Below are 14,432 nucleotides of genomic sequence, written 5' to 3' on the forward strand. Positions count from 1 at the left end.
TCTATTTCAACTCTTCAATAAAGTTCTTGTCTACACTTAATATCTCAAGCAACAAACCAACTAATTCTTCTTTAAAATAATCCAACGTTTCTTGCGTAATTCGACAATCCACCTCTCTCCCCTCTTTAAATCCGAAAAACAAGAAACCTTCTCTTCTGTTCTTGAAAGAGTATATACCCGCCTCAAACGGCTCAGTAATTCCATTCTTACCATACATTAAAGCATAACTCAACAATTGGATAATCTTATCGTTCTTTAGCTCTAATGCGAAACCATCCCATTGACTTAATCTTACATTAGTCGACTCAACCTTCCCACTCTTATAGTCAATGACGCGAACAACCCCATTGCGCTGTTCAATGCGATCCACATAGCCAAAAAGATTAACCGGGTAAGGCAATCGGTCATCTTCTATAGTTGCCTCAAGCTTGGTCTCCAACTCAAGTAGCCTAATCTCATCACCTTTTTTCAAACTCTCAATCTCCTGATTCAAGAAGTGATACACATTGCGTTTTGCTACCTCGAATGCAAGTAGGTTCTTTCCTTTCTTTTCTTTTTCTTCATTATACTCTTTTTCAAATTGGTCCTGTACCTCCTGATCAGCAATACTCAGCAACTTTTTAATGATATCAACAGACAACAACTCCCCTCTGTAAGGCTTGTATAAGTTCTCCAATGAATTGTGAATAATAGTTCCCAAAGTATTTAACGCAACGCTTTCCTCTACTTCTTCTACTTCGCGAATACCCAAAACCCTTTGCATATAGAACTGGATTGGGTTGCGCAAATAATTAGCTAAAGCAGAAGGTGAAAACCCCTTACCTACAGCAATTTCCCTTAGTCTTTCTTGAAGCAAGACAGACTTTGGAATCTCAATAGGCTCATAAGCTTTATCTGGTAAATCTGCAGAATAAGTAATATACTCTACATGGTGATTTGCACAATGCTCAATTTCCAACTGAGTTAAGAATCTACTCTTTTCTCCTGCATCCATTCCTTCTGATTGAGAATTATAAAGCAGGTAAACATTTTTAGCTCTAAGCAGCAAATGGTAAAAGTGATAACTATAAATAGCATCTTTCTCTTTATATGTTGGTAATCCAAGTTCATACTTAACATCATAAGGAATAAAGGAGTTCTGAGATTTTCCGGCAGGAAACTTACCTTCATTCACTGAAGTCACAATCACCGTATCAAAATCCAAAACACGGCTTTCCAAAACTCCCATTATTTGCAATCCTTCAAGTGGCTCTCCCTCAAAAGAAACTTCAGCCATATCCATTATTTGCTTATACAAGGCGTAAAGTGTGTCAAAACTCTGAATAAAACTATACTTCTCACAATATGAAACTAAACGCATTAACATCTGATAAGCAGCATACAAGAATGTCTTGCTTAAACGCTCGCTTTTCTCCTCGTCATTTAGGTTAGCTTTAATCTCCAAAACCACCTCGATTAGTCGCTGAAGAACCTCTACAGCAGTAAGACCTCTCCAAGGTGAAAAAAGGAGTTTTCTCAACGGAAAATCTATCTCATCAATCCAACTTTGAAAGCGATCCATATTAAAGAAAGTAAGGTTTCTACTGCTAATCTCCTTTGCGATAGAGTCTCCCATAATTATTTGCGTAACTACAGGATTACTAAGCACATCTAACATTTCTTTATAATACAAGGTATATCGCTTCTCACTGCGTTTAATTGCTGCTAGATGCATTTTAAAAATCTTATTTAACAGTATTTGAACGGGATTGCTATTACCGCTATACCCCATCGTGATATTCAAACTTGATACAGCATCGGGTAAACTGTGCAACACAGGCAAGAGTAGGTTCTCTTCTCCCAATACAACCGCAACTCTATCTAATCGCGTTCCACTATTCTGCTCCAATAAAGAATCGATAATCTGTCCAGTAATCTTTGCCTGACCCACACTCTTAGGAGTCTGTATCACGGTAATATTCTTCTCTTTACCAAACTCATCTACAATCCACTCAAAGGGATGCATTTGATAATATTTCCACTTCGACTTGATCTTTCTCAAAAACAGACCAGCATCGTGATAAGGATCGTGTAAGAACTGCTGATCTAAATCCCAGAAGACTTTTGCTTTTCCCTCACCTAAAAAATACTGAAAGATTATCTCCTCTGCTGCGTTCAACGCATTAAATCCAGCAAAAAAGAAAGTCTTATTTAAATCCTTCAAAAAGAGCTCCTTATGTGCAACTGCTTCCCGATATACCAATCCTTGATAACCAATCTTCTTACTCAACAAACGCTGATAAAGTTCCTTATAATACAAAGGCATCACACGCCAAAACTCCAAGTACTTTTCAATCAACGGAGTGCGTTTCTCTGGATCCAAAGACCAGTGCTTGATATCCTCAATATCCTTCAAGTATGAAAAAACGTGATCGGGATTCAATAGATAACGATCAATCTCATTGAAATCCTGCAACAACATATTCGCCCAGTTTGCAAAGTAATCATACTCTTGAGCGTCGTTAGGATGTAACTCCTTATAAACAGCAAAAAATTCAAAGACCAATTCAATTGAATCAATGGCACGTATGCCAGAAATATCTTGAATTAACTCCTCTACACTAATTATTTCAGGAGCAAAAACAGTTTGAGAATAAAAGCCCTTTAAGGACTCTAACAAAAAAATCTTAGCACGGCGATTGGGCAACACAACCACTAAATCATTCATATTATCAGGAAAATCCTGTTTAATCTGTGCACTTAGTTTATGTAAGAAAGTATTCGAATTCATAAAAATAAAGGTATAAAAAAAACGCTTCGATTACTCGAAGCGTTTTCTTTTATATATGTAAATACAATTATTTTACTAATTGGATTTCAACACGTCTGTTTAACTCACGACCTTTAACAGTTTTGTTAGAAGCGATTGGGTCAGCAGATCCGTATCCTTTAGAAGTTAAACGAGCTGAATCAACTCCTTGCTCAATTAAATAAACTTTAACAGCGTTTGCTCTGTTGTCAGATAATGGAACGTTAACTCTATCAGATCCTGTACTATCAGTATATCCAGCAATGTGGAATTTAGCTGTTGGGTACTCTTTCATGATTTTAACGATGTTGTCAAGAACAGCGTAAGAAGGTTGTTGGAAAGTATACTTACCTGTGTTGAACAAGATAGTTTTTCCGTACTCGTTAAGTTGTTTAACTTGCTCTTCTTTGATTTCTGGACATCCGTTGTTTTCTACTGTTCCAGGAACATCAGGACATTGATCTAAGTGATCTGGCACTCCGTCTCCGTCTCTATCTGGCCATGGACAACCTTTGTTTTCTTTTGGACCAGGAACTTCTGGACACTCATCTAAATGATCTGGCACTCCGTCTCCGTCAGTATCAGGACATCCGTTGAATTCTGGTAAACCAGGAACTTCTGGACACTCATCTTTTGGATCAGGGATTCCATCTCCGTCTGTATCAGGACATCCGTTGAATTCTGGTAATCCTGGAACATCTGGACACTCATCTAAATGATCTGGAATACCATCTCCGTCTGTATCAGGACATCCGTTGAATTCTGGTAATCCTGGAACATCTGGACACTCATCATACTTGTCTAAGATTCCATCTCCGTCAGTATCTTTTCCTCCAAATTGGAAACGGATACCTGCAAAGTGTTGCATGTGAGAAGCCACATCAACATCTGGGATTCTTGTATCGTCAAATGAATGCTTATAAGTAGACTGTACTGTTAAAGCGATGTTTTTAGTAAACCAGAAGTTAAATCCTAAACCTCCGTTCACTGTACCAGCACTTGCGTCACCCATAAAAGTATAACCTCCACCAACTAAGATGAATGGGTCAACTACTTTAGTTTTCAATAGCTCTTTGAAGCTATATTTGATTTCTGCATCAATTCCGTAGTAAGTTAAATCACCAGGATTGTATTTGAAATACCCTTCTGCTTCATCACTAATGAATTTGTCGATCTTGTTTACAGATCCAACAACTCCAAAAGAGAATCCATCACCTAAGTATCTAGATACATTTAAGTACGATACTGAAGGTAGGATATTGTAATCTCCTGTTTGGAAATAACCCCCCATTCTGTGAGAGAAACCTTTAGCAGCACTAACTTTAGTATTAACCGCGTTAGCTCCAACAGCTACAGACCAAGGATGGTCAGCATCTTGAGCTTGAGCAGAAATACCCGCACAAAGTATAGCAGCTGCAAACAATTTGTTGAGATGTTTCATAACTTTTTATTTTTACTTTTATCGTAATAAGCTCCAAAAATAAGACTATTATTGAATATTTCAAAAAATTTAGTTAATAATCACACTTTGAAAGCCTTAAATTTTACAAACTAAATTACTTTCAATTCCTTTCCTACCTCTGTAAAAGCCTGAATTGCTTTATCTAAATGCTCTTTTGTGTGTGCAGCAGACAACTGAACTCTAATTCTCGCTTTCCCCTGTGGCACCACTGGATAGAAGAATCCTGTAACATATACTCCCTTCTCCAATAGGCGATCTGCCATGTCTTGAGACAACTTAGCATCATACAGCATAACTGGAACAATTGCAGAATCTCCGTCGATAATATCAAACCCTGCTTTTTTCATTCCATCTTTAAAATAATTCGTATTCCACTCTAATTGATCTCTTAACTTAGTGTCTTTCTTCAATAATTCAAACACTTTAATCGATGCACCTACAATCATAGGAGCCAAAGAGTTTGAGAATAAATAAGGACGAGAACGTTGTCTCAACAATTCAATTATTTCTTTCTTACCTGTTGTATATCCACCCATCGCACCTCCTAATGCTTTACCTAAAGTACCCGTGATGATATCAACTCTACCCATTACATTCTTAGCTTCTAATGTACCTTTTCCTGTCGCTCCAATAAATCCAGCAGCATGACACTCATCTACCATAACCAAAGCGTCATACTTATCAGCTAAATCACATATTTTATCTAATGGTGCAACTAATCCATCCATTGAAAACACACCATCCGTAACAATAATCTTAAAGCGGTGACCTGCCTCGTTTGCTTTTATTAACTCAGCTTCTAATGCTTCCATATTATTATTCTCATAGCGGTATCTCGCTGCTTTACATAGACGCACACCATCAATAATTGAAGCGTGATTCAAACTATCTGATATAATTGCATCTTCTGCTCCTAATAATGGTTCAAACACTCCGCCATTAGCATCAAATGCAGCAGCGTATAAAATAGTATCTTCTGTACCATAGAAATCAGCAATAGTTGCTTCTAACTTCTTGTGTATATCTTGCGTTCCACAAATAAAGCGAACAGAAGACATCCCAAAGCCGTGTGTATCCAAAGTATCCTTAGCAGCCTGCACTACTTCTGGATGAGATGATAATCCTAAATAATTATTCGCACAAAAATTCAAAACTCTATCACCACTTGAAACTGTGATTTCTGCTCCTTGAGGAGATGTTATTATGCGCTCTTTTTTAAACAGACCATTTTCTTCAATTGAAGACAACTCCTTTTGTAAATATTCTTTAATCTTTCCGTACATACTAAAATTATTTAATTAGTGTTGTTTGTTTTTAATGACTTTTCCTTTAACTACAAATGTATTATATTTAAATCATCTCCTGTGTATAACAATACTTTTTTAACTACTTCATACCCAATCTCACTTAGCGCTGTAGCGTATTGCAAAACCTGTTGCTTGTATTTTTCTACTTCTTTACCCGTTTTGTAATCTAAAACCATTGCCTTATTCTCGCGAATAACAACTCTATCAGGTATAATATTTCGACGAAGGTTACTAATAATAGCTCTTTCATTGAACACTTGATTCTCTATCGCAAAAAAATCTTTTAACTCCTCGTGATTAACAATTAAAGAGACAATTCTCTTAAAATCATCTTTTTGGCTATCGAATATAAGCCCTTGTTCCAATGCTGTTTGAATTGCTTTATCTATCTCTGTTACATTTCCTACGAAAGACATTATCTCATGCACGACATTCCCGTATTCAATTGCTTTCTGGTTGTGAGAGTTCCACATCAACGCCTCTCTTTGAGCAATCTTTATCGTATTGTCAAAATTAATAACTTGTTTTACGGGTTGGATCAATCTATTTAATTGATCTACCTCATTAGGCTCATGTTGAGAAACGCGCTTGCATTCACCAAATGAATACACTAACTGCGCATCGTTATACATCCCCTCTTGCACCAGAAAATCCAGAAAGAACTTAGATAGGTTGTTCTTAAACTCACCCTTAGAGTTCACGTGCTTATAACTAATGACATATAATTGCTCCTCCGCACGAGTCAATGCAACATAAAGCACGTTAATATTGTCCAACAACATCTCCTGCTCTTTTTGTTCATAGAGTTTCTGAGCTTTCTCTCCATATTCGACAACCTCTTTCTTGGAATCCACTAAAGCTTTGGGAAAATTGACATCTCCCTCTAATCCGGACTCAATATCCACCCACAATTTATCTCTACCTGGTCTACTGTAGTCTTCTTCGGCAAAAGGAAAGATAACAACGGGGAATTCCAGCCCTTTCGACTTGTGAATAGTCATTATCTGTACAGCGTTCTTCCCTTCTGGTGTCGGAATACTAAACTTGTGGTAATTAGATTCCCAGTAATCCAGAAAGTCACTAATACCGAATTGATTCTTTAAACTCTTTTCTAAAACTAAATCCAAAAAATACAAGACGTATGAATTAGCACTCTTATCTGGCATAAAAGCATACACTATTTCTTCTACTGCATCGTACAATGACTTCGCTCTACACGACTGAAAAGATATAGGCACTTGGTGATCCTTTAACCATAACTCAAAATGATCTTCGCTTTCAACACCTAACCCTTCAGTAATAAAATCGTGCTTATTCTCCCCTAACTGATCCCTACTTGCAATATAGTACAGCAATAAAGTCTTAGATTCAATATCTTTAAAATTCCTCAAGTACTTAAGGACATTGATAATCAATCTCACCTCACTGGCATTATTAATCAATAGAGAATCAGAAGATAAAATCTCAATGTCATTCTCCGTTAGGTAATTGGCAAGTACAACTCCATGGTCGCGCTTTCTCGTAAGGATAACAATATCCTTTAACTCAAAACCTTGTTCTAAAACCTTGTGAATCGCTTCCAAAGTAGCTTTTGCAAACTGTTCGTTCTTTTCAACTGTTTCTTCTTCCTCTGTCACAGCTTCCTTTGCCAAGAACGAAACTTCAACGTATCCTCCTTTTTTCTTATTGGGATGTTGATAACTCTTATTCTCGTACAAATCTTTGTAATCAACATCTGTAAAATACTGTGATACATATTTAAAAAAGTGATTGTTAAAAGTAATCACTTCCTCATAACTTCTGTAATTTGTATCCAAGTGAATAGTCGCCTTACTCGGGTTCGAAAAAGGGTTCACATCTTTACTCAACGCAATAAACTGCTCAGCCTTTCCGCCTCTCCATCTATAAATAGACTGTTTGGGATCACCTACAATCATCAAGCTTCCTTTTACTCCTGCATGATCTTCGCCCGCCAAGGCATTATCAATCAGTGGAACTAAGTTTTTCCATTGCATTTCGGAAGTATCTTGAAATTCATCAATAAAGAAATGAGTATAACGCTCTCCTAATCTTTCGTAGATAAAAGGAGCTGGTTGCCCCTGAATTTCTTCATGAATAATGGCATTAAACTGTGAAATAGACAAAATATTCTTCTCACTTTGGATATTGTCCATTTCAATACTAAGCGTATTCAATAGCGACAAAGGGGTAAGGTTCTTCAAAAAAGCTTGACAAAATGCCCTGCGATTATAGAGTTTATATACCTCATCTAAATGCCTTAAAAAATCAGGAATGAGTGCTTCAATCAACTCCTTGTCCTTAGCGGTCTTATTGATAGCAATATCGTCAAATTCAAAATATCTCTTTTGTGTAGCCTTAACCTCGTCTTTTGCAATACACGCAATGTGATTTGGAAAAGTACCTCTTGAAAAAGATTTTACATCTATTCCCTTTTGCTCAATGATTGACTGCAATTCTTGACCAATCTCCTTGGTGCGAGCTTCCACATGCTTAATCTCTTGTCTTAGATAGTCGCGAACTTTTACGAAATCTTCTATCGTGTTCTTTTCGAATAGGCGAATCTCGTCCCTGTTATTTTCATTTAACAACAAGCTCCCAACCTCTTTTAACTCCCTTGTTACATCCCAACTCTTATCATTATCTGCTTTGTCTAAAGAAAAATCTATCAACAAATCTGTCAATTCTCTATCCGTTCCAGCTTTGGCAATCACAGCGTCAACTGACTCTTGTAGCAACTCATCGGACTCTAAAGAAACTTCAAAAGTGACAGGTAAGCCCAGATCGAATGCAAATGAACGAATAACTTTATGAGTAAATCTATCGATAGTCGAAATATCAAAAGCAGCGAAATTGTGAATAATACTCTTGATTAAACGACTTGAACGACTTCTCACAAAATCTTCTGTAAGGCCCGTTTCCTCAATAATTTGATCGAACATTCCCTTGTATTTCAAGGGAATATCCTCTTTTGAAAAAGCGTTAAGACACGAAACAACACGATTCTTCATCTCGGCAACTGCTTTATTCGTAAAAGTAATCGCCAATATCTTTTTATAAGCGTCTACTTGACTATCCCGCAATAGAATTTTAAGATATTCTTTGACAAGGGTATGGGTTTTACCTGCACCTGCTGAGGCATTATATATTGAAAACGAATGGTTTACAGACATTGAAATTGTACTATAAGTTAACTTTTATTAAACACTCTAACTTTTTATATTAAGCATAAAATGTCTAAATTTGAAATAAAAATAATACTAATCTTTAAATAATACGAATTATGGCTTTCGAATTACCAAAGTTACCATATGCATACGATGCATTGGAACCACATATTGATGCTCGCACAATGGAGATACATCATACAAAACACCACAATGCTTATACTACAAACTTAAATGCTGCTATTGCTGGTACAGATTTAGAAGGAAAGACAATTGAGGAAATCCTTAAAAATCTTGACATGACTAAAGCTGCTGTACGTAATAACGGTGGTGGATTCTACAATCACAATTTATTTTGGACTGTAATGACTCCAAACGGTGGTGGAGAACCAACTGGAGAGTTAGCTGACGCAATCAACAAAGATTTCGGTTCTTTTGCTAACTTTAAAGATGCTTTCTCAAAAGCAGGTGCTTCTCAATTTGGTTCTGGATGGGCATGGTTATGTGTAAAAAATGGTAAGTTAGAAGTATGTGGTACTCCTAACCAAGATAACCCACTTATGCCAGGTGTTGGATGTGGGGGAACTCCAATCTTAGGAATGGACGTTTGGGAACACGCTTACTACTTAAACTACCAAAACCGTCGTCCTGACTATATCACTGCTTTTTTCAATGTGATTAACTGGGCAGAGGTTTCTAAAAGATATGCTGAAGCAAAATAATCAAGCATAAATTCTACAAAAGCGTCAAGATATTCTCTTGACGCTTTTTTTATATCCCTACACGACTAAGTTGAATACAAAATTTTCTTTCTCTCGTATCGCTCATTAAAGTCAAAATACTTAACTTTAACAACAATTAACATTTTCTAAAATTATACGGAATGCACTTGGATTATGAACCTGAAAGAAGACCTACAAAGTCAATAAGAAACTACCTTATTATCCTATTTAATATAATATTCTTATTTGTATTCATCAACTACTTGCCATACGAACCTCAAGTAAACAAAGGACTTGCCTTACTTATTTTCGTTGCAGTACTATGGTTAACCGAAGCAATTCACGTGACTACAACAGCCGTTTTTGTGCCTGTATTAGCCATAGCATTAGGCCTAACAGATACCAAACCAGCACTATCCTCATTCGCTGATCCCACTATTTTTCTATTCTTAGGAGGATTTGTTCTGGCTGGGGCATTACACGTACAAAAACTGGACACTATCATTGCCAACAAGATCATGTTTTTGGCAAAGGGCAAATTATCCCTTGCAGTGTTCTACTTATTTATCGCTACTGCAGTCCTTTCAATGTGGATTAGCAATACAGCAACTGTTGCTATGATGTTACCATTGGTTGTCGGGGTATTGGGACAATTAGATAAAGAAAAGTTCCACAATACCTATGTATTTGTACTATTGGGTATTGCTTATAGTGCCAGTATAGGAGGTATGGGAACAGTAGTAGGAAGTCCGCCTAACGCAATCGTGGCATCACAGTTAGATATAAGCTTTGTCGATTGGATGAAAATGGGACTACCTATGGTCGTTATCTTATTGCCAATTATGATAGGGATTATTTTCCTTGTATTCAAACCTCAGCTTAACTTTACATTCAAGCACACAACCGAAAAAATTGATATGAATAGCGACAGGTGGATTACATTGGGCATATTCTTTTTAACTGCAATTTGCTGGATATTTAGTAAACAACTCAATCCAATTTTCGCTAATCTCGTAGGCTATGGCAAACCAGAATTTACCAATTTTGACACCTTCATATCCCTTGGAGCCTTTATTCTCATTTGCATAAGTCAGGTTTCAAGGTGGAAAGAATTACAACACAATGTAGATTGGGGCGTACTCTTGCTATTCGGTGGTGGACTTACCTTAAGTATGGTACTCAAAGACTCTGGTGCGAGTAAAGTAATGGCTGACCTACTTGTATCGATGATTAAAGGAAGTTCATTCTTTATCATTGGGTTAGTTGTCGCTTTCTTTATTGTGTTCTTGACAGAGTTTACCTCTAATACGGCAAGTGCTGCCTTATTAGTTCCTATATTTATATCGATATCAACAGAACTTGGAATGCCTCCATTAGGCTTATCAATGATTATTGGATTAGGGGCTTCATGTGCTTTTATGTTACCTGTTGCCACTCCGCCAAACGCTCTTGTGTTTGGTACAGGAGATATAAAACAAAAAGAAATGATGAAAGCAGGATTCTTTCTAAACATTATCTGTGCAGTTATCATTTCTGTTGTAGCTTACTACTTTTGGTTATAAAACAGAATAGCTAAAGAAATAGAGTTCAAACGAACATTATTCGCTCAAAGTCAAATAGACTTTGCGTAGCGATTGTCGTAGGTTAATTTGCTCAAAGTCTTTTTGACTTTGAGCAGCAGCAACCTTGTTGCTAAGCAAATCATATCTTCATCCAACATTTTAGTATCTAACCCATCTACTGTAGTGTCTATTCGATATAGCAAGTAGATGATAGGCTTATGATACATTGGTGATCGGTAGGTGATCGGCTTATTTATAGTACTTTTTAGCCGATCACATGCCGACCAAAAGCCGACCACAAGCCGACCACCTCGGAAAAAAAGTAAAAAACACCCATTGATAGCAAAAAAAAGCACTAATCTAAGATTAGTGCTTTATATAAAATCATTTGATATCTATTAATATGGTTTCTCATCTCTACCTTCGTAGTAGTTAATAAAAGCGCGATTAACCACTCTATTACCACCTACTGTAGGATATTCTCCTGTAAAATACCAGTCTCCTAAATTCTTTGGACAAGCTTTATGTAAATTCTCCACTGATTGAAAAACGATCTTCACTTCTGATTTCACCCCTTCGTCTTTAACCATTTCGGCAATCTTCGTAGAAATATCTTCATCTGTAAAAGGTGCATAGATTTCCTTAACATAATTAATCACCTCACTATCGTTAAGATCAATCTGAGCTTTAGATTTCTTATAAACATCGTCAATTACATGACTCAATCCTCTATCCTTCAATAATTCAATAGCGGCTTGAAATGCGATTAATCCTTCTAATTTAGCCATGTCAATTCCATAACAGTCTGGGTATCTCACCTGAGGAGCAGCTGAAACAACAACAATGCGTTTTGGATTTAATCTATCTAACATGCGAATAATACTCTTTTTCAGAGTAGTTCCTCTTACGATACTATCATCGATAATAACAAGGTTATCCGTAGGTTTAATCACTCCATAAGTAACGTCATACACGTGAGCAACTAAATCATCACGACTGCTATCATCAGTAATAAACGTACGCAACTTAGCATCTTTCACTGCGATTTTCTCTGTTCTCAACTTCACAGAAAGAATTTCCTGTAGTTTCTCAGCAGATAAATTCTCTTTATTATTCAAGATATCCGAAATCTTTCTCTGATTCAAGAAGTCTTGAGCTCCTTCTACCATACCGAAAAAAGAAGTTTCTGAAGTATTTGGGATATATGAAAAAACAGAGTTATCGGTATCGTCTTCTATTACTTTCAATACATCAGGTAAGATTAACTTACCAAGATCTTTTCGCTCTTGGTAAATATCAGCATCATTTCCACGAGAAAAATATACGCGTTCAAAAGAACAAGCTTTTAAAGGCAACGGATCTAAAATCTGCTCAAACTGAACCGTTGCATCTTTGCGGATGATAATCGCCTTTCCAGGATCAAGCTCTTTAATATCTTCAAAAGGAACATTAAAAGCAGTTTGAATCACAGGTCGCTCACTTGCCACCACGACAATTTCGTCATTCTCGTAATAAAAAGCAGGGCGTATTCCCGCAGGATCGCGCAATACAAACGAGTCACCATGACCAATCATCCCAGCCATAGCGAAACCTCCATCCCAATTCTTAGAAGCTCTTCTCAATATACGAGCTAAATTCAAGCGCTCTCCAATCAAAGGTGATGCAGCTTTCTTAGAGAATCCTTCTCCTTTTATTTTGTAGTATAAATCGTCAATTTCATCATCTAAGAAATGTCCAATCTTTTCCATTACTGTAATGGTATCTGACATCTCTTTGGGATGTTGTCCCAAGTTTACAAGGTCATTGAAAAGCTCTCTTACATTTGTAAGGTTAAAGTTCCCTGCTACAATTAGGTTTCTGTGTACCCAGTTATTCTGACGTAAAAAAGGGTGAACACTTTCAATGTTATTCTTCCCAAACGTACCATAGCGAACATGCCCTAAAAACACTTCTCCTAAATATGGAATTTGCTTTTTCTGTAGGTCAACATCATTGGCATACTCAGGGTGATCAATCATTTCTTGATTAATACGCCCATTTATTTGAGAGAATATATCCTGTATCGGTTGTGCTTTATTCGAACGAACACGGCTAATATACCTTTCACCAGCATTCATATCCAATTTAATACTTGCCAATCCAGCACCATCTTGACCTCTGTTGTGCTGTTTCTCCATTAGTAAGTACATCTTCTGAATTGGATAGAAAGTACTTCCGTACTTTTCCTTGTAGTAAGATAGCGGTTTCTTCAACCTTAATAAGGCTATCCCACATTCGTGTTTTAGTGCGTCACTCATAAAATTAGTTGTGTGTATTGTGTTTTTTTGATTAAAAAAAGCCCCATAAAGAGGCTATTTTATTATTTAGTTAGCTCAATATTAAATTGAGTTAGCATTTTAAATTCTTGTAATCTTCGTTGCACATCACCTTCAGTCAAACACTCCATTCTCTCCGTTCCAAATTTCTCTACACAAAATGATGCCAGATTTGAACCATAGATAATTGCATTCTTCATATTATTGAATGACACATTGTGCGTTTGTGTCAAATAGCCTGTGAATCCACCAGCAAAAGTATCTCCAGCTCCAGTAGGATCAAATACCTCCTTTAATGGCAAAGCTGGTGCAAAAAACACTTCACTTCCCGAAAACAGTAAAGCTCCGTGCTCTCCTTTCTTAATGACCACATACTTTGGTCCCATCTCTTGAATAACTTCAGCTGCTCTTACCAGGGAATACTCCCCTGACAACTGACGCGCCTCTTCATCATTAATAGTGATAACGTCAATGCGTTTCAACAATACCTTCAACTCATCAAGAGCACAATTCATCCAAAAATTCATTGTATCTAAAACAACTAATTTTGGTTTCGACTTCAATTGATCTAAGACACTGATCTGTATATTAGGGTGCAAATTACCCAACATCACTACATCAGAATCTTTAAATTCTTCAGGAACTACTGGTTTAAAATCAGCTAATACATTTAATTGAGTATCTAATGTATCTCTTGAATTTAGATCATTGTGATAACGTCCACTCCAAAAAAATGTCTTCCCTCCCTTTACAACTTCTATTCCACATGTTTCAATATTCTTGCTCTTTAATAAGTCAAGGTATTCTTGTGGAAAATCATCTCCTACGACAGAAACAATTGCCGATTTCACATTAAAGTGTGAGGCAGACAAACCTATATACGTACCGGCTCCACCAAGAACTTTATCCGTTTTCCCAAATGGAGTTTCAATCGCGTCAAAGGCTACCGTCCCCACGATCAGTAATTTGTTCATATTTTTTGCTAAGAAATAAAGCTGCAAATATAGGGCAATACTTTTTTGACTACAAAATTAAATAGACAATTAATTCTTTATAAAGAGACATGATAAATTTCATTTCATGCGCTTTAA

8 protein-coding genes are annotated in these 14,432 nt (G+C 36.7%); 2 read left to right on the plus strand and 6 right to left on the minus strand.

The features are described 5' to 3' along the window. Nucleotide 1: 1 nt before the first annotated feature. From GJV76_RS05220 to GJV76_RS05235, 4 genes are all read right to left on the minus strand, one after another. Nucleotides 2-2,770, minus strand: coding sequence for a PD-(D/E)XK nuclease family protein (locus GJV76_RS05220; protein ID WP_155091582.1), 2,769 nt, complete (start codon nucleotides 2,768-2,770; stop codon nucleotides 2-4). A 67-nt stretch (nucleotides 2,771-2,837) separates the two neighbouring features. Further along, the gene (locus tag GJV76_RS05225) at nucleotides 2,838-4,229 is read right to left on the minus strand and encodes an OmpA family protein (protein ID WP_155091583.1); all 1,392 of its coding nucleotides are present in this window, start codon (nucleotides 4,227-4,229) and stop codon (nucleotides 2,838-2,840) included. A 110-nt stretch (nucleotides 4,230-4,339) separates the two neighbouring features. Next, the gene (gene kbl, locus GJV76_RS05230) at nucleotides 4,340-5,533 is read right to left on the minus strand and encodes a glycine C-acetyltransferase (RefSeq protein ID WP_155091584.1); all 1,194 of its coding nucleotides are present in this window, start codon (nucleotides 5,531-5,533) and stop codon (nucleotides 4,340-4,342) included. Between the two features lie 50 nt (nucleotides 5,534-5,583). After that, on the minus strand, nucleotides 5,584-8,748 hold the full coding sequence (locus GJV76_RS05235; RefSeq protein WP_155091585.1) for a UvrD-helicase domain-containing protein: 3,165 nt from the start codon (nucleotides 8,746-8,748) through the stop codon (nucleotides 5,584-5,586). A 110-nt stretch (nucleotides 8,749-8,858) separates the two neighbouring features. On the opposite strand from GJV76_RS05235, the gene GJV76_RS05240 reads away from it, so the two are divergent. Then, complete coding sequence (locus GJV76_RS05240) at nucleotides 8,859-9,464, plus strand: superoxide dismutase (protein ID WP_155091586.1); 606 nt, start codon at nucleotides 8,859-8,861, stop codon at nucleotides 9,462-9,464. Between the two features lie 161 nt (nucleotides 9,465-9,625). Then, on the plus strand, nucleotides 9,626-11,026 hold the full coding sequence (locus tag GJV76_RS05245; protein WP_155091587.1) for an SLC13 family permease: 1,401 nt from the start codon (nucleotides 9,626-9,628) through the stop codon (nucleotides 11,024-11,026). A 398-nt stretch (nucleotides 11,027-11,424) separates the two neighbouring features. Here the strand turns inward: GJV76_RS05245 and GJV76_RS05250 are convergent, their stop codons facing one another. Then, complete coding sequence (locus GJV76_RS05250) at nucleotides 11,425-13,323, minus strand: amidophosphoribosyltransferase (RefSeq protein ID WP_155091588.1); 1,899 nt, start codon at nucleotides 13,321-13,323, stop codon at nucleotides 11,425-11,427. Between the two features lie 62 nt (nucleotides 13,324-13,385). Then, nucleotides 13,386-14,315, minus strand: a complete 930-nt coding sequence (locus GJV76_RS05255) for a PfkB family carbohydrate kinase (RefSeq protein WP_155091589.1) — start codon at nucleotides 14,313-14,315, stop codon at nucleotides 13,386-13,388. Nucleotides 14,316-14,432: the final 117 nt, after the last annotated feature.

The organism is Myroides albus, from assembly GCF_009711045.1.
Lineage (GTDB): Bacteria > Bacteroidota > Bacteroidia > Flavobacteriales > Flavobacteriaceae > Flavobacterium > Flavobacterium album_A.